Raw genomic sequence first — 15,527 nt, 5'->3', positions numbered from 1 at the left:
AAAACAATAGGGTTTACCAATAGTATGATTATAGCTTCGGCTATGGGCAAGACGACAAATGCCTTGGAAGATGTCGTAAATAACTATTTTGATAAACCGGAAAATCTTGATGAAAGCCTCCAACTTGTCAAGCGCTACCATTTTGATATCATTAATGAGTTGTTTGAAGATAAAAACCATCTGGTTTATAGCAAAACGGAGCTTTTGTTTAATGAGATGAGTTTTTTTCTGAGCAATAATAAATCACCCAATTATAATTTGTATACGATCAGATTGTGAGCTATGGAGAGGTTCTTTCTACTACGAATCTAAGTTTATATATGAATGAGCATGCTGTTGATAATGTATGGATCGATGCCCGAAATCTTATTAAAACGGATACTACCTACCGGGATGCTGTTGTGGACTGGTCGAAAACAGCTACAGCAATTCAAAGTCAGATTCAGTCCCATAAGCTTTATATTACGCAGGGATTTATTGGTTCCGATCCCAATCATTTTTCTGTGACATTAGGCAGAGATGGATCTGATTATTCCGCTGCTATATTTGCTTATTGCCTTGATGCAGAAAGTGTGACTATATGGAAGATGTATCGGGTGTTCTTAACGCCGATCCAAGATATTTTGAAGATACCATATTACTTGATCAGATCTCGTATCATGAGGCTATTGAAATGGCCTTTTATGGTGCATCAGTAATACATCCGAAAACACTTCAGCCTTTAAGAAACAAAGAGATACCGTTGTATGTGAAATCCTTTATACATCCTGAACTTTCTGGAACTTCTGTAACTAAAGGAGCAGATCTGATACCGTATGTTCCTTGTTTTATTGTAAAGAAAAAGCAGTTGCTGCTTTCAGTAGCCTCTAAAGATTTTTCTTTTATTATGGAATCTCATATCAGTGATATTTTAAGATATTTGATGAAAATCATATTAAAGTAAATGTTATTCAAAATTCGGCAATCAGTTTTTCTGTATGTGTAGAGGACAAGTTTAATAATTTGAGTCGTTGAAAGACGAATTGTCAAAAAAATTCAATGTCACATTTAATGAGGAAGTGTCGTTATATACCATCCGTCATTTTACAGAAGAAGCATTGGAACGTGTGGTAAAAGATAAAACGGTTTTATTAAAACAGGTAAACAGAGATACAGTACAGATTGTAACTAAGGAGTAAGTATATAATATATGTTGATAAACCTAAAAAGCATCTCGTTAGAGATGCTTTTTTGTAAAGGTTGTACTAAAAAATATATATTGTAATATGATTAACTTATAACAACAACATCTGAAGCAATTTTACCTTTTTTACCGTCAGATTCCACGTAAGAAACGGTGTCACCATCACGTAACTCTCTACTTTTAATTCCTGAAAACGTGTACAAAAATGTCGTTACCTGTTTCTTCGTCAGTAATGAAACCGAATCCTTTAGATTCATTGAAGAACTTTACTTTCCTGTTCTCATTTTAATAAAAATATAATTAATAATGCATCAAAGATATACTTTTTTTTAAATTTTGCAATTATTTTTTTATGTTATCTTTCTGTGAATTATATTTTCGATAAAATACCTTTTCAATCTATGCCTGAATCTTCGGGTTCTTTGGTATAAATGAAAAAAGTCAGGAAAATTTCCTGACCTTTAGCTTATTATAAACAGAGGAATGACTATTCTTCTATTTTTTTCATATGAAAAGTTTCCATAAATGCTGTTGTGTAATTTCCGGCAACATAGTTCGGATCATCCATCAGCTGTCTGTGAAACGGAATAGTTGTTTTAATTCCTTCTATTACAAACTCATCGAGTGCCCGTTTCATTTTGTTAATTGCTTCTTCTCTGGTCTGAGCTGTAGTAATCAGTTTAGCAATCATTGAATCGTAATTCGGTGGTATCGTATATCCTGAATAAACGTGAGTATCTAATCGGATACCATGTCCACCCGGTGCATGAAGCGTCGTGATTTTACCCGGTGAAGGTCTGAAGTCATTAAACGGATCTTCTGCGTTGATTCTACACTCAATGGAATGAAGTTGTGGCAGATAATTTTTCCCTGAGATAGGCACCCTGCAGCTACAAGAATTTGTTCTCTGATTAAATCATAGTCAATTACCTGTTCTGTAATAGGATGTTCTACCTGAATACGGGTATTCATCTCCATAAAATAGAAATTACGATCTTTATCTACTAAAAATTCGATTGTTCCCGCTCCTTCATATTTAATATATTCTGCTGCTTTTACAGCTGCTTCTCCCATTTTCTGACGTAATTCGTCTGTCATAAATGGTGAAGGTGTTTCTTCTGTAAGTTTTTGATGGCGTCTTTGGATCGAACAGTCTCTTTCAGAAAGGTGACATGCTTTACCATAAGCATCACCAACCACCTGAATTTCGATATGTCTTGGATCAACGATAAGTTTTTCCATATACATACCATTGTTTCCAAATGCAGCTGCTGCCTCCTGACGAGCGCTTTCCCATGCTTTGTCAAGGTCTTCGATTTTCCAGATTTCTCTCATTCCTCTACCACCACCACCGGCAGTAGCTTTCATCATCACTGGCAAACCGATTTCTTTTGCAATTTTTTTTGCATGCTCTAACGATTCCAGCAAACCGTCAGATCCGGGTACCGTTGGTACGCCGGCTTTTTTCATGGTTTCTTTAGCAGTAGCCTTATCACCCATTTTTTCAATCATCTCAGGAGAAGCACCAATAAATTTAATGCCGTGTTCTTCACAGATTTTGGAAAATTTGGCATTCTCTGATAGGAAACCATATCCCGGATGTATTGCATCTGCATTAGTTATCTCTGCTGCTGCAATAATATGTTGAATTTTAAGGTATGACAGATTGCTTGGAGGAGGACCAATACAACAGCTTCATCAGCAAATCTAACATGTAAGCTATCGGCATCAGCAGTTGAGTAAACAGCGACTGTTTTGATACCCATTTCTTTACAGGTTCTGATGATGCGTAATGCAATCTCCCCTCGGTTAGCGACTAATATTTTTTTAAACATCTTTTTGAAATTTTAAATTAGATTCTAAATTTTAAAAGGTTCTCTTAGATAGTTTTAATAGAACTTCTGTTTAAAATTTCTTATGATGGGTCTACTAAAAATAAAGGTTGGTCAAATTCAACAGGTGAAGAATCGTCAACTAATACTTTTACGATTTTTCCGCTTACCTCTGATTCAATTTCATTGAATAATTTCATTGCTTCAATAACACATACCACATCACCTTGTTTGATAGACGCGCCTACTTCTACAAAAGGAGCTTTGTCTGGAGACGGTTTTCTGTAAAATGTACCGATAATCGGAGATTTTACAGTGATGTATTTACTGTTGTCTTCTGCTGCTGCAACAGGAGCTGCTGTTTCTGTAGCCGGAGCCGGAGCTGCCGCTGGTTGTTGTGCTTGAGGAGCTGTTGCAGCTACAGGTATTTGTTGTACATAAGTAGTGGTTTCTGTTGCAGTTCCTTCCGTTGTTGTTTTAATAGTGATTTTGAAATCATCCATTTCTAATTTAACTTCTGTAGCACCTGATTTTGCTACGAATTTAATTAAATTTTGAATTTCTCTAATATCCATTTCTCTCTAGTTTATTTTGTTATTCAGTATTCTATTTTGTGTCGTATGCCCATTTTAGGTATATGGCTCCCCATGTAAAACCTCCTCCAAAAGAAGCTAATATCAGATTATCTCCTTTTTTAAGTTGTTGCTCAAAGTCTGCTAATAATAGGGGTAGGGTTGCTGAGGTAGTATTCCCGTATTTCTGAATGTTGATCATTACTTTTGATTCGTCTAAATCAATACGGTTGGCAGTAGCATCTATGATTCTTTTGTTGGCCTGATGAGGTACGAGCCAATCAATCTGCTCTTTTGTAAGGTTATTGCGCTGCATGATCTTTTCGCTCACGTCTGCCATTCCGGAAACAGCATATTTAAAGACTGTTTTTCCATCCTGGTGCACATAATGTTGTTCGTTTTTTACCGTTTCTTCTGATGGAGGCAGTAAAGATCCACCGGCTTCTATTTTTAGAATTCTCTTCCGATACCGTCACTTCTTAAGAATTCATCCTGAAACCCGAGTCCTTCGTTATTAGGTTCAAAAAGAACAGCTCCGGCTCCGTCTCCGAAAATGATACAGGTAGCACGGTCTTTATAATTAATGATGGAAGACATTTTGTCGGCTCCGATCAGTAATACTTTTTTGTAACGACCAGATTCAATATAAGCTGAAACGGTTGAAATACCATACAAGAAACTCGAGCAGGCAGCCTGCAGATCATAAGCAAAAGCATTTGTTGCTCCGATTTGAGTAGCTACATATACTGCTGTTGCTGCTACCGGCATATCAGGAGTTGTGCTTGCCAGCAATACTAAATCTATTTCTTTTGGGTCAATGCCGGATTTTTCTATTAAATCTTCGGCTGCTTTAATGGCCAGAAAAGAAGTTCCCTTTGTAGGGTCTTTCAGAATTCTTCTTTCCTTAATTCCTGTTCTACTAGTAATCCATTCATCGTTTGTATCTACCATTGTTTCTAACACTTTGTTAGAAAGAACAAAATCTGGCACATATTTACCAACGGCTGTAATGGCTGCTGTTATCTTTGTCATAAAAGGCTTACTTTTTATTTTTAAAAAGTTCAAAAAGTCGTGAAAATTACAAAAAAAAAACGGATTAAGCTCTTTTTTAGTCTGAAAATGATTTTTTTGAACTCAAAATGCTGTTTTTTGATAAAAAAAAACCCTCACTGATGCGAGAGTTTCTTTTATTTTTAAAACCTGATTACTATGCTTCAGCCGGTGTTTTATCAACTACAACTTGACCTCTGTAGTATTATTTTCCTTCATGCCAGTAAGCTCTGTGTAATAAGTGAGCTTCACCTGTTACAGGGCAGGTAGCGATAGTTGGTGCTACTGCTTTGTAGTGAGTTCTTCTTTTATCTCTTCTTGTTTTCGAGGTTTTTCTTTTAGGATGTGCCATCTTACAGTCTTATTTATCCGTTAATAGTTGTTTTAATTTATCCCATCTGGGGTCTGTTTCTTTATTCTCTTCTTTTGGTTCTTCATCCGCCTGATGCGATAGGTAATCCAGAGTTGGTGACTCTAACGTACCGTCTTTTACACCCGGATGAATCCTTTTTTGCGGAACCGATAGTACAATCATTTCATAAATGTATTGTGCTACACTCATTTGAAATTCTCCGTGCGGAAGGATTAAGAACGCATCATTTTCATCATTGAATTCTTCTCCGAATTTTACTAATAAAGACAGATTTCCTTTTTTAGGAAGATCGAAATCTTCATTGGTAATGTCACACGGAACGTTTACTGTTCCTTTATGCTGAAAACTTAGCTCTAACATGGTGCTTTTTTTGTTTAAAAGCACTTTTACTACAATGTCTGCGCCGTTGTATTCATCATATTCAAACAAATTGAAAAAATCTTTATCAATCTGGTATTCAAATTGATGTTTTCCCACCTTTAATCCAGAGAACTGGATTAAAAAATCTTTTTCACTAATCATAACAATCTATTTGAGCGTGCAAAGATAAAAAAATATTACAATAACAAATAAGTTATCAACATTTTTTTGTTATTTATTTATTTTGTCTCACTTTAAACGGGTTTTCTATGCTTTGCAAATACTCGTTTCTATTTTTATAAATATCCAGAGATAAGTAAACTGCTTCTTTAAAAGAGGTATGGTCTGCTATTCCTTTTCCGGCAATGTTGTAAGCGGTTCCGTGATCCGGAGACGTTCTTATTTTATTGAGTCCGGCTGTGTAGTTTACTCCATTTCCAAATGCCAGTGTTTTAAAAGGAATGAGCCCCTGATCGTGATAACAAGCAATTACTGCATCATAATTTTTGTATTGTTCTGATCCGAAAAAACCATCGGCTGGAAAAGGACCCGAAACAATATAGCCGTCATTTAACAAGGATTTTATTGTCGGAATTATAACATCCTGTTCTTCTGTTCCGATCACTCCATTGTCTCCGCTGTGCGGATTTAACCCTAAGATAGCAATTCTCGGGCGTATCACATTGAAGTCTTGTATTAATGTTTGGTTAACTGTTTGGATTTTTGTGTAATCAGTTCTGGTGTCAGTGCTTTACTAACCTGATCAATAGCGATATGATCGGTCAGGAGTCCTATCCGAAGGGTATCGTGTACCATGAGCATCAATGCCTGGCCTTCAAGTTCCTGATTCAGATAATCTGTATGCCCCGGAAATGAAAAATCTTCAGATTGAATGTTATGTTTGTTTATGGGTGCTGTAACTAATATATCAATAGAGCCGTTTTTTAATGCTTCTGTAGCGGCTACAAAAGATTTTACAGCATATTTTCCTACATTTTCATCTTCTTTACCCAGTTCAATGTTGACCCCTTCTTTCCATACATTTAATACATTTATTTTTCCAGGTACAATCTGGCTCAGGTCATCGATACCGTGTAATGAGATGGAAGGATTCTCAGTTATCTTTCTTATTAAAAGTCAGTAATTTCGCGTTGGCAAAAATAACCGGAGTACAGAATTCTAACATTCTTGTATCTTCAAAAGTTTTTAGAATAACTTCTGATCCGATACCGTTCATGTCACCGATTGAAATTCCTAATATTATATTTTCTCCTTTTTTATACATTTTTATTTAAGGGTAATTATTGCTAATTTTGATACAAAGTTAGTAAAATAAATCTAGTTATGTTTACAGGGATAGTGGAAACACTTGGCGAGATCGTCAATATTGAAAAGGAGGCAGAAAATGTTCATTTGTATATTAAAAGTACTTTTACTCAGGAGCTTAAAATAGACCAGAGCGTGTCTCATAACGGGGTTTGTTTAACAGTTGTGGCTATTGACGCATCTGTTTTTAAAGTTACTGCTATTAAAGAGACCTTGCTCAAAACCAGTATTGGTGAATGGTCTGTTGGTGATTTGGTTAATTTGGAAAGAGGACTAAAGCTGGGTGATCGGTTAGATGGACATATTGTACAGGGACATGTAGATCAGACTGCGGTTTGCAAAGATATTAAGGATGCAGATGGAAGCACTTATTTTACTTTTGAGTATGATGCAGATCTTCAGAATATTACCATCGAAAAAGGATCCATTACTATTGACGGTACCAGTTTAACTGTCGTTGATTCAGGAAAAAATACGTTCAGTGTAGCCATTATACCTTATACCTTAGAGAATACGCTATTCAAAAAATATAAAGTAGGTACGACTGTAAATCTCGAATTTGATGTTGTAGGCAAATATGTAAAACGTATTATGGGACTCGGACAATAAAAAAAGCTGTTTCTATGAAACAGCTTTTTTACTTGTATAGTTAATGATAACGGATAAGAGTATATAGAATATAATGATAAGCGGAATTGCTTCATACTTAAACAGCAGTAATAAAACAGCGGCTATTCCTAAAAATAATAGAGAAACTTTATTGTCTTTCAACGCTTTATTTTTAGATTTCAATGAAAATAACGGAATATTGGCATTCATTATAAAGGCACTGAAAAAACTGATCACAACCAAAGTGTACGGATTGCTGTAAAATGTTTCAATAAACTCAAAATCTGTTGTTTTGGTAATCATAGGAATGCTCAGTATGAAAAGTGCATTTGCCGGAGTAGGCAGACCAATAAAAGAGTCTGTTTGTCTGGTATCTACATTGAATTTTGCCAGTCTGTAGCAGGCTCCCAATGTGATTACAAATCCTAAAAAGGGCACTAATCCCATATAAAAACGTTTCCGGTGTCAGGTTATAAATTTCCTGATTTTCCTGAATATTTGCCAGCTTTTCCTACAGGTTTTCCGATGGATGTTTTGGAACTGATGAAAAAAGAACCTAAAATCTGTAATTATATAGACATTCCTCTACAGCATATTTCTGACAATATCCTTAAATCAATGCGCAGAGGTACTACTTATGCCAAAACAACGCAACTTTTAAAAGACTTCAGAGCAGCTGTACCGGGAATGGCCATCCGTACTACTTTAATTGTAGGTTATCCGGGTGAAACTGAAGAAGATTTTGAAATTCTGAAAAACTGGGTTCAGGAAATGCGCTTTGAACGTTTAGGTTGTTTTGCTTATTCTCATGAAGAAAACACACACGCTTATACTCTGGAAGATGACGTTCCTGATGATGTAAAACAGGCAAGAGCAAATGAAATTATGGAAATTCAGGCTCAGATTTCATGGGAACTCAATCAAGAAAAAATAGGGAAAACCTATCGTTGTATCATTGATCGTAAAGAAGGGAAATTATTTTGTAGGAAGAACAGAATTTGATAGCCCTGATGTGGACAACGAAGTGCTGATTGATGCTTCTAAACATTATTTAAAAACAGGTGAATTCGTAGAAGTAACAATAGATGAAGCTACAGAATTTGATCTATACGGAACACCAGCCTTATAATTCTTAACCGAAAGTAATCCTTTCGGTTTTTTTATTACAAATTATGAGTAATATTCTTCTAATTTTTATATGTCTGCTGGCAGGAACAGCTCTTCAAAGACTAAAAGCTTTTCCTAAAAATACGGCTGTAGTCCTGAATCAATATGTACTGTATATTGCTTTACCAGCCATGGCACTCTTTTATATTCCAAAGATACAGCTCCGTTATGAATTATTATTTCCTGCAGCTGTAGCCTGGATCAGCTTTGAATGGCCTTTGTATTTTTTCATTTTTTAGGAAAAAGGCTTGGCTGGTCAAATAAGCTTACAGGCTGTCTGATCTTAACTGCCGGACTCGGAAATACATCTTTTGTCGGTATTCCGGTGATACAGGCACTCTACGGTTCTGAGGGACTGGAAACTTTAATCGTAGTTGATCTTCCGGGTACTTTTGTCGTTTTGTCAACCGTAGGAATTTTAGTGGCAAATTCTTACGCACATACGAAAAACTCCGCCTCCTTATTAAAAAAAATGTTCAGCTTCCCTCCTCTTATTGCCTTTTTATTTGGATTGCTTCTGGCACTTTTTAAAGTAGACTTTCCGGAACCTTTGAGTGAAACATTCAAAATGCTTGCAGCGACTATATCTCCCATTGCTTTACTTTCTGTAGGATATCAGCTAAAATTTCAAAAAGACAGTAAACATTATCCGTATTTAATACTCGGCTTGATGTTCCAACTCATTTTTGTTCCTTTGGTTATATTTATGGTGTATTTGGTGTATTCCATTTGAATGACACAGCAACTAAAGTCTGTATTATTGAAGCCGCTATGGCTCCAATGATTACGGCAGCTATACTCGCAAATACACACGGATTAAAACCACAACTCAGCAATATGATGGTCGGTTTCGGTATTCCGATATCTTTTGTAACGATCGGTTTATGGTATCTTCTGATTGAATATATAATGTAAAACGCAGGAATTACTCCTGCGTTTTATAAACTTATTTAAGTTTTCTCGTCTTATTATTTTCCCTGTGGGTGTTTCTTTAAACTGAGCTACAAATTGTATTTCCTTTGGTTTTTCATAAACTGTGAGTTCCGAAAAAGTTTCTTCTGTTAAATCATAAGGCTCACTTTCTATAACCAATACCAACTTGTTCCCCAAAGCCTCATCTGTTTTACCGATAACAAAAAAACGATCTGATATATAATGTGCCAGCTTCTCTTCTATCTGCTCAGGAAATAGTTTAATTCCACCGCTGTTGATGACATTATCTATGCGTCCGATCCACTTAAACGTATGATGGTCTTTCAATTCTACCAAGTCATTGGTCACTACCTGTTTATCAGCAACCAAAGGAGCATCAATAACCAGACAGTTACGATCGTCAACACTTAAGGTTACATTCGGCAGTGCAGTAAAATAGTCATCTTCAATACGTTTTGCCGCTATATGGGTAACCGTCTCTGTCATTCCATATGTTTCATAGGTTTCACACTTCTTCTCCAGCAAAAGTTCCTTTAGTGAACTACTGAGCTTCGCTCCACCAACAATGAGTTTTTTGATTATTATTGAGTTTACTAAGAGATCCTGAACCTGTAAGGGAACCATAGCAACAAAGTCATAGCAAGTATCATTATTTTCCATCGGAAAAGAACTTGGTACTACAAAATCTAAATTCAAGACCTAATACAACCGCTCTGACAAACATCATTTTTCCGGCGATATATCGCGTTGGTAAACACAGTAATGCTTTATCGCCTCTTTCTAATTTAAAAAAATCTGCTGTTGCCTTAGCAGAATTGATCATCGCCTGTTTAGACAATTTTATTTCTTTGGGATTTCCGGTAGTTCCCGAAGTAAGTAAAATCACATGGTCATTATCATCAAACCATTGCAAAATCAGCTGTCCCAGTTCTTTTTCATGTGGTTCACCGTCTTTAATAAGCGAAATAGCCATTTCGCATAAGGCATCACCTTGAAATGATTGCCCGTTAAGCTTAAAAAAAGGATGCACTTCGTTACACTTCATAATCATTTCAATTGAATTGTGTTAATTTTCTTTTCCAATCATTCCAGCCATATTTCTTAGCAAAAATGAATAACAAGATAGGAAAAATCAAAAAAACCTGAAGTATAATTTCTGTTAAACTATTAGAAGAATCACTGATATCTATCAGAAGAGCTTCTGACTGCAATGCTGAAGTTTTAGAAGTAACTAAGAGTGAAAGCATTACATTATTTGCAGCATGAAATCCTAATGCAAGTTCCATTCCATCATCCATGAGTGTGATAATACCAAGAAAAAAACCGGTACCGATGTAAAAAATCATGATAGAAGGTCCCAGCTGCAATACTTCCGGATTTGAAACATGAATCAATCCAAACATTACAGAGGTTAAAAACTAAGGGAAACCAACGCGTTTTTGTAGCCAATCCCAATCCCTGCATAAGATATCCGCGAAAGAAATATTCCTCAAAACTTGTTTGTAAGGGTACAAAAATGATGCTTATAATAATAAGAAAAATAAAAGGTACAGGTTTTAAAATTGATTTCATAATCAGAAGGATTTATATAGTAACTGATACCTGTTGAAATAATCAAAAACAAGGACCATAAGGCAAATGAAAACAAAATCCTTTTCCAGTCGGTTTTAGGTCGTGCGGTTGTGAGACTTCGAATGCTTTGTCCGTGAAAAAACCTTACCCATAATAACAATAACAACAATAAAAACGCAAGAGGAGCCGTCACCATAACCAATGTCATATTTTTTCCCATTTGTTCTACCATCAAATCCAATGCTTCCTGAGTATTGGTCTCGGCTAATGAACTGGCAATAAGATTAAAAGCCATGAATATGAAAAAAGCCAGACTAAACGGAAGGTATTTTAAAAGACTGTCTTTATTGTTTTTTAACTGTTCTATATACATTGGTTTGGTTTTTGAGGTTTATTCTTTTTATAATTATCAAAAATAACAAATAAAATGATTACTATTTACCACAATCCACGATGCAGCAAATCCAGAGAAGGTCTGGCATATTTAGAAGATAAAAAAGTTGAAGTTGATGTAATAAAATATCTTGACGAACCTATTTCAAAAGAAACGCTAAAGCATCTGATTGCATTACTAAATATAAAACCTATAGAATTGGTTCGCACAAAAGAAGCGGAATGGGCTGATTATAAAAACCAACAACTCAGTGATGATGCTATAATTGAAGCAATGGTAAAACATCCAAAACTGATAGAAAGACCTATTGTGGTAAATGGTAATAAAGCAGTTATAGCACGTCCCTTTTCCAAAATTGAAGATATACTATAGGAATACAGCCGTTTTATTTAACAATATATTATTATTAAACCCGATTTACTGCACTATTTTTGCATAAAATCTATACTCAAAATTCATATAATTTATGAAAATTTTTAGAATATTACCTATACTGTCCATGCTTTTCATTACCACATTGGGTTTCAGTCAGCAAGCTGCTGAAATCTATGTTAAAGGTACGGTAGTTGAAGCAAAGACTAATCAACCATTAGAATATGCGAGTATTACGCTTGTAAGTACTACGAATCCGAGCTATGTCACAGGCGATATGACAGATGCCAGTGGACAATTTAATATTCCTATTCTTCCGGATACCTATGAAATTAAAATAGAATTTTTGGGCTACCAGACCCTGACGATTTCCAATAAAGAAATCACCTCTTCTATGAGTCTTGGTATGATTAAGGTTGAAAGTGATTCTGAAGTGCTTGAAGGTCTTGTGATAGAAACAAAACGGGCAGATGTAGAGTTCAAACTCGACAAAAAAGTATATAATGTTTCCAATGACAATATCAATAAAGGTGGTGGAACTGCCAGTGATGTTTTGGATAACATCCCTTCTGTAGCGGTAGATGCTGATGGAAATGTAAGTTTGAGAGGTAATGAAAGTGTTCGCGTTCTCATTGACGGAAAACCTTCAGGAATGGCTTCCAATATTGCAGATGCACTAAAAATGCTTTCTTCAGAATCAATCGAACAGGTAGAGATCATAACAAATCCGTCTGCAAGATATGAAGCAGAAGGGGGTGCCGGAATTATTAACATCATTCTGAAAAAGGGAAGCAACCAGGGCGTTAACGGTAGTGTTACTGCCAATGTAAGCAACCCTTTCGGGTACAGCGTTGGTGCCAATATCAATTATAAAGAAGAAAAATTCAATCTTTTTGCCAATTTAGGTTACAGAAATGATTTTACAAAAGGAAACTCTCTTAACGAAACAGAATATATTGATCAAAATACTGGTTTGTCAAAGAGTTTTGTGAATGAGTACAGCAAAAGAGAACGTAAAAGAAAAGGCTATAATGCCAACTTCGGTTTCGAATATTATCTGACAGATAAACTGACATGGAATAATAATTTTACATGGAGAAGAAGTGACGGTGATAATCCGAATGATGTAAATTATGATTATTATGATGCAGGCAGAAATTTATTATATAGCAACAGACGCTATACTGCCGAAGATGATTTTAAAGAAAATGTAGACTACTCAACTGATTTTACATATAAATTCAATGATAAGGTCACCAGTTGTTCGTATCCGGAACCGTTTCAAAAAACTTTGACAGAGAAGATTCTGACATTCTACAAGTAATGCAGGTACAGTTCTTACAAGCGATTTAACCAATTCAAGGGAAAACGAATTGCGGAATATTTTACGTTTAGACTATGTATTACCGATTGGAGAAGGACAATTTGAAGCAGGATATTTAGGAAATTTTAATGAATTGAATACAAAATATAATGTAACAACCTTAGAAAATGGTGAATACATTGAAAACGAGCAGTTTAAGAACAATTTGGAATATCTTGAGAAAGTTAATGCCTTATATGCTCAGTATGGTAATAAATACAAGAAATTCAGCTATATGGTTGGCTTGAGATGGGAAGCAAGTGAAATTGATGTAAATCAGTTGGTAACCAACGATTACAATAAGAAAAAATATAACAATTTTTTCCCAAGTGCTTTCTTAAATTATGAACTGACAGATTCATCTACTGCATCGATCAGCTACAGTAAAAGAGTAAGACGTCCTCGTGGGTGGTCCTTAAATCCAATCTCAAATTATTCGAGTTCTATCAACTTTTTACAGAGGAAATCCTGATTTAGATCCATCTTTTACAGATGCCTTTGATTTAGGCTTTATGAAACGCTGGTATAAACTGACGTTGAATACTTCGGTTATATTATAACCGTACGACTGATGCTACTCAATTTATAAGAATTGTAGACGGTGTAAATGAGGAAGGTATTCCGATTACCATCAGTTCTCCTATTAACCTGAATACAGAATACCGTTACGGATTGGAATTCAATGTAAATTACAATCCATTTAAATGGTGGAGATTAAACGGAAACATCAACTTATTTCAGGAGCAAACAAGAGGGGATTATACTTACACAGATACAGAAGGAAACAGTATCACTCAGAATTTTGACAATGATACGTTTACCTGGAGTTCAAGAGTGGCTTCCACGGTTAATTTACCAGGTGGTTTAGATTGGCAGACGACTTTTATGTACAGAGGTCCGAGAAATACAGCTCAGGGAAAAATATTAGGTGAACCAAACCTCAATCTGGCTTTCAGTAAGGATATCTGGAAAGATAAAGCAACTATTGCTCTAAATGTTCAGGACGTTTTTAACAGCCGTAAATGAGAAGTGAAATTTATCTGGATACGGCAAACAGTTACTCAGAAAGACAATGGAGAGAGACGTACGATTAATTTATCATTTACGTATCGTTTCAATCAAAAGAAAGCAGAAAAACCGGGAAGAAACGGGAATGAAGAAAACGGCGGAGAAGAGTATATGTAATCTTTTAGGATTTTGATACCGCTTATATACAAACACATCACCTGCTTTTTATTTTACAGCATTTGTAGTAAAAAGTAGGTGATGTTTTTTTTGAGTATTACTCATTAGAGATTGTAGCGGCCAATAGAATTCGTGTGCTTTCAGAATCTTTTCTTTTGTGCCTCTGAAAGTGACATCCCTGCTTTACCGATAAGAGTATCCATACCCATAGTAAACTCCCAGGCAAAGTCCAATACCTCAGCTTTTTCAGCCGCATCCAGTATTTCAGTATATCAGCATCCTCCCTAGAAGCTTTAATATTGTTTAAATAGTGTCTTCTAACAGATATCTATCTTGTTTTATAGTTTTCATCATTCGTTTTTACTTGTTATTGATAAACATTTAATTTCTTTTCGATTTGGTTAATCTATTGAAATTGATTCTTACGAGAAAAATAACCAACAGAAAAATGCTCCAGTCAATTATAGCACTTGCCCAATACACACTATCGACTCCAAAAAATGAAGGTATAATGAGCATACGGGAACATAAAAAACAAGTTGTCGCAGAATTCCAACAATACTTGCAGGTTTTCCATTTTTTACTGAAGGAAACCAAACCATAGCCATAAAAATAAAAGGTAATGTAAGCAACACACTCATGTATATTCTGAAATTGGTTAATTGGTTCATACTAAATGTTACATTCGGAATCATTATTGAAAGCATATCAGAAGGAAAAAAACATGACAATAGCCCAGAAAGGCAATAGAATAATGAGTCCTGTAAAAGAAAATAATACATATGATTTTTTTGCTCTTTCATAGTTTCCAGCTCCAAAATTCATTCCTGTTACTGGTTGCAAAGCCCGCATCAATCCCCATAAAGGGGTATTAGGAGTATAAAAAAACGATTAACCGCCGTATAAAAAGTGATATCCGCTGCAGTACCATATTTTGCAAGTGCGTTGAATACTACTATATTCTGAACTACAATCATTGCCATCATTATAAAGGCAGGCATTCCCAGTGCAAAAGTTTCTTTTATGATTTGCCTGTTCGGTTGTAAAGACCAGAATTTGGTTACAAAAGATGCTTTTCCTTTTGAATAGTACCAGATACCTGATAAAGTGTAAATAATCATAGAAACATTGGTTGCCCAGGCAGCACCGCTTACCCCCCAGCCAAAAGTATCAATGAATACAGGTTTAAGCAATACATCGATGACAAGTCCTATTGCGATCATCCATGCAGCTGTT

18 protein-coding genes and 7 pseudogenes are annotated in these 15,527 nt (G+C 35.4%); 12 read left to right on the top strand and 13 right to left on the bottom strand.

Annotated elements, in window-relative coordinates:
• Positions 1-1,178 (top strand): annotated as a pseudogene (locus tag QW060_RS23700) (aspartate kinase); the annotation flags it as partial.
• A gap of 91 nt (positions 1,179-1,269) precedes the next feature.
• Here the strand turns inward: QW060_RS23700 and QW060_RS23695 are convergent.
• From QW060_RS23695 to pdxA, 7 genes and pseudogenes are all read right to left on the bottom strand, one after another.
• Positions 1,270-1,467 (bottom strand): annotated as a pseudogene (locus QW060_RS23695) (cold-shock protein).
• A gap of 203 nt (positions 1,468-1,670) precedes the next feature.
• A pseudogene (gene accC / locus QW060_RS23690) lies at positions 1,671-3,018 on the bottom strand (acetyl-CoA carboxylase biotin carboxylase subunit).
• 80 nt (positions 3,019-3,098) lie between these two features.
• Positions 3,099-3,590 carry an acetyl-CoA carboxylase biotin carboxyl carrier protein gene (gene accB, locus QW060_RS23685; RefSeq protein WP_290364593.1) on the bottom strand — a complete coding sequence of 164 codons (492 nt, stop codon included), beginning with the start codon at positions 3,588-3,590 and terminating at the stop codon, positions 3,099-3,101.
• Between the two features lie 31 nt (positions 3,591-3,621).
• A pseudogene (locus QW060_RS23680) lies at positions 3,622-4,619 on the bottom strand (beta-ketoacyl-ACP synthase III).
• Between the two features lie 223 nt (positions 4,620-4,842).
• Positions 4,843-4,989, bottom strand: coding sequence for a 50S ribosomal protein L32 (gene rpmF, locus QW060_RS23675; protein ID WP_290365292.1), 147 nt, complete (start codon positions 4,987-4,989; stop codon positions 4,843-4,845).
• A 9-nt stretch (positions 4,990-4,998) separates the two neighbouring features.
• Positions 4,999-5,532, bottom strand: coding sequence for a YceD family protein (locus QW060_RS23670; protein WP_290365291.1), 534 nt, complete (start codon positions 5,530-5,532; stop codon positions 4,999-5,001).
• A gap of 73 nt (positions 5,533-5,605) precedes the next feature.
• Positions 5,606-6,655 (bottom strand): annotated as a pseudogene (gene pdxA, locus QW060_RS23665) (4-hydroxythreonine-4-phosphate dehydrogenase PdxA).
• Between the two features lie 59 nt (positions 6,656-6,714).
• On the opposite strand from pdxA, the gene QW060_RS23660 reads away from it, so the two are divergent.
• Positions 6,715-7,305 (top strand): riboflavin synthase, encoded by a 591-nt coding sequence (locus tag QW060_RS23660; protein WP_290365290.1) that lies wholly within the window; start codon positions 6,715-6,717, stop codon positions 7,303-7,305.
• 12 nt (positions 7,306-7,317) lie between these two features.
• Here QW060_RS23660 and QW060_RS23655 read toward each other — a convergent pair whose 3' ends face one another.
• The gene (locus tag QW060_RS23655; RefSeq protein WP_317623238.1) at positions 7,318-7,752 is read right to left on the bottom strand and encodes a CDP-alcohol phosphatidyltransferase family protein; all 435 of its coding nucleotides are present in this window, start codon (positions 7,750-7,752) and stop codon (positions 7,318-7,320) included.
• A gap of 57 nt (positions 7,753-7,809) precedes the next feature.
• Here QW060_RS23655 and QW060_RS23650 point away from each other — a divergent pair.
• From QW060_RS23650 to QW060_RS28190, 4 genes and pseudogenes are all read left to right on the top strand, one after another.
• Positions 7,810-8,434, top strand: a pseudogene (locus tag QW060_RS23650) (radical SAM protein); the annotation flags it as partial.
• Between the two features lie 43 nt (positions 8,435-8,477).
• Entirely contained in the window at positions 8,478-8,711 is a 234-nt protein-coding gene (locus QW060_RS28200; RefSeq protein WP_317623237.1) for an AEC family transporter, read from the top strand.
• Complete coding sequence (locus QW060_RS28195; RefSeq protein ID WP_317623236.1) at positions 8,684-9,205, top strand: AEC family transporter; 522 nt, start codon at positions 8,684-8,686, stop codon at positions 9,203-9,205. Before QW060_RS28200 ends, QW060_RS28195 begins: the two co-directional genes overlap by 28 nt.
• Complete coding sequence (locus QW060_RS28190) at positions 9,202-9,387, top strand: hypothetical protein (RefSeq protein ID WP_317623235.1); 186 nt, start codon at positions 9,202-9,204, stop codon at positions 9,385-9,387. The genes QW060_RS28195 and QW060_RS28190 overlap by 4 nt, the downstream gene beginning before the upstream one ends.
• Here the strand turns inward: QW060_RS28190 and QW060_RS28185 are convergent.
• The 4 genes from QW060_RS28185 to QW060_RS23630 form a co-directional block, all read right to left on the bottom strand.
• Positions 9,355-10,065 carry an acyl-CoA synthetase family protein gene (locus QW060_RS28185; RefSeq protein ID WP_317623234.1) on the bottom strand — a complete coding sequence of 237 codons (711 nt, stop codon included), beginning with the start codon at positions 10,063-10,065 and terminating at the stop codon, positions 9,355-9,357. The genes QW060_RS28190 and QW060_RS28185 overlap by 33 nt on opposite strands.
• Complete coding sequence (locus QW060_RS28180; protein ID WP_317623233.1) at positions 10,055-10,450, bottom strand: AMP-binding protein; 396 nt, start codon at positions 10,448-10,450, stop codon at positions 10,055-10,057. Before QW060_RS28180 ends, QW060_RS28185 begins: the two co-directional genes overlap by 11 nt.
• Before the next feature lie 7 nt (positions 10,451-10,457).
• Entirely contained in the window at positions 10,458-10,808 is a 351-nt protein-coding gene (locus tag QW060_RS23635) for a CPBP family glutamic-type intramembrane protease (protein ID WP_290365289.1), read from the bottom strand.
• An 86-nt stretch (positions 10,809-10,894) separates the two neighbouring features.
• Positions 10,895-11,350, bottom strand: coding sequence for a hypothetical protein (locus QW060_RS23630; protein ID WP_290365288.1), 456 nt, complete (start codon positions 11,348-11,350; stop codon positions 10,895-10,897).
• A 54-nt stretch (positions 11,351-11,404) separates the two neighbouring features.
• Here QW060_RS23630 and arsC point away from each other — a divergent pair, with 54 nt between their 5' ends.
• The 6 genes from arsC to QW060_RS23605 all read left to right on the top strand — a co-directional run bounded on the left by arsC (position 11,405) and on the right by QW060_RS23605 (position 14,291).
• The gene (gene arsC / locus QW060_RS23625) at positions 11,405-11,743 is read left to right on the top strand and encodes an arsenate reductase (glutaredoxin) (protein WP_290363684.1); all 339 of its coding nucleotides are present in this window, start codon (positions 11,405-11,407) and stop codon (positions 11,741-11,743) included.
• Between the two features lie 94 nt (positions 11,744-11,837).
• Positions 11,838-13,067: a TonB-dependent receptor gene (locus tag QW060_RS23620; RefSeq protein ID WP_290365287.1), complete on the top strand. Its 1,230-nt coding sequence runs from the start codon at positions 11,838-11,840 to the stop codon at positions 13,065-13,067.
• 49 nt (positions 13,068-13,116) lie between these two features.
• Positions 13,117-13,578 (top strand): TonB-dependent receptor domain-containing protein, encoded by a 462-nt coding sequence (locus QW060_RS23615; RefSeq protein WP_397386133.1) that lies wholly within the window; start codon positions 13,117-13,119, stop codon positions 13,576-13,578.
• Complete coding sequence (locus QW060_RS28695) at positions 13,526-13,666, top strand: outer membrane beta-barrel protein (RefSeq protein ID WP_397386134.1); 141 nt, start codon at positions 13,526-13,528, stop codon at positions 13,664-13,666. Before QW060_RS23615 ends, QW060_RS28695 begins: the two co-directional genes overlap by 53 nt.
• The gene (locus QW060_RS23610) at positions 13,647-14,132 is read left to right on the top strand and encodes an outer membrane beta-barrel protein (RefSeq protein WP_290365293.1); all 486 of its coding nucleotides are present in this window, start codon (positions 13,647-13,649) and stop codon (positions 14,130-14,132) included. Before QW060_RS28695 ends, QW060_RS23610 begins: the two co-directional genes overlap by 20 nt.
• 3 nt (positions 14,133-14,135) lie before the next feature.
• Positions 14,136-14,291 (top strand): hypothetical protein, encoded by a 156-nt coding sequence (locus tag QW060_RS23605; protein WP_290365286.1) that lies wholly within the window; start codon positions 14,136-14,138, stop codon positions 14,289-14,291.
• Between the two features lie 381 nt (positions 14,292-14,672).
• Here QW060_RS23605 and QW060_RS23600 read toward each other — a convergent pair.
• Positions 14,673-15,527 (bottom strand): annotated as a pseudogene (locus QW060_RS23600) (MATE family efflux transporter); the annotation flags it as partial.

The sequence above is a fragment of the Paenimyroides ceti genome, assembly GCF_030409925.1.
The sequence above is the reverse complement of the archived record's forward strand: the minus strand, read 5'-3'. Positions and strand labels throughout refer to the sequence as shown.

What these genes read in the sequence shown, in the direction of transcription:
- rpmF (WP_290365292.1), bottom strand. Translation starts at nt 4,989, where the DNA reads ATGGCACATCCTAAAAGAAAAACCTCGAAAACAAGAAGAGATAAAAGA.
- QW060_RS23620 (WP_290365287.1), top strand. Translation starts at nt 11,838, where the DNA reads ATGAAAATTTTTAGAATATTACCTATACTGTCCATGCTTTTCATTACC.
- QW060_RS23655 (WP_317623238.1), bottom strand. Translation starts at nt 7,752, where the DNA reads ATGGGATTAGTGCCCTTTTTAGGATTTGTAATCACATTGGGAGCCTGC.
- accB (WP_290364593.1), bottom strand. Translation starts at nt 3,590, where the DNA reads ATGGATATTAGAGAAATTCAAAATTTAATTAAATTCGTAGCAAAATCA.
- QW060_RS23660 (WP_290365290.1), top strand. Translation starts at nt 6,715, where the DNA reads ATGTTTACAGGGATAGTGGAAACACTTGGCGAGATCGTCAATATTGAA.
- QW060_RS28200 (WP_317623237.1), top strand. Translation starts at nt 8,478, where the DNA reads ATGAGTAATATTCTTCTAATTTTTATATGTCTGCTGGCAGGAACAGCT.
- QW060_RS23630 (WP_290365288.1), bottom strand. Translation starts at nt 11,350, where the DNA reads ATGTATATAGAACAGTTAAAAAACAATAAAGACAGTCTTTTAAAATAC.
- arsC (WP_290363684.1), top strand. Translation starts at nt 11,405, where the DNA reads ATGATTACTATTTACCACAATCCACGATGCAGCAAATCCAGAGAAGGT.
- QW060_RS28180 (WP_317623233.1), bottom strand. Translation starts at nt 10,450, where the DNA reads ATGAAGTGTAACGAAGTGCATCCTTTTTTTAAGCTTAACGGGCAATCA.
- QW060_RS23670 (WP_290365291.1), bottom strand. Translation starts at nt 5,532, where the DNA reads ATGATTAGTGAAAAAGATTTTTTAATCCAGTTCTCTGGATTAAAGGTG.
- QW060_RS23635 (WP_290365289.1), bottom strand. Translation starts at nt 10,808, where the DNA reads ATGTTTGGATTGATTCATGTTTCAAATCCGGAAGTATTGCAGCTGGGA.
- QW060_RS28195 (WP_317623236.1), top strand. Translation starts at nt 8,684, where the DNA reads ATGGCCTTTGTATTTTTTCATTTTTTAGGAAAAAGGCTTGGCTGGTCA.
- QW060_RS28185 (WP_317623234.1), bottom strand. Translation starts at nt 10,065, where the DNA reads ATGGAAAATAATGATACTTGCTATGACTTTGTTGCTATGGTTCCCTTA.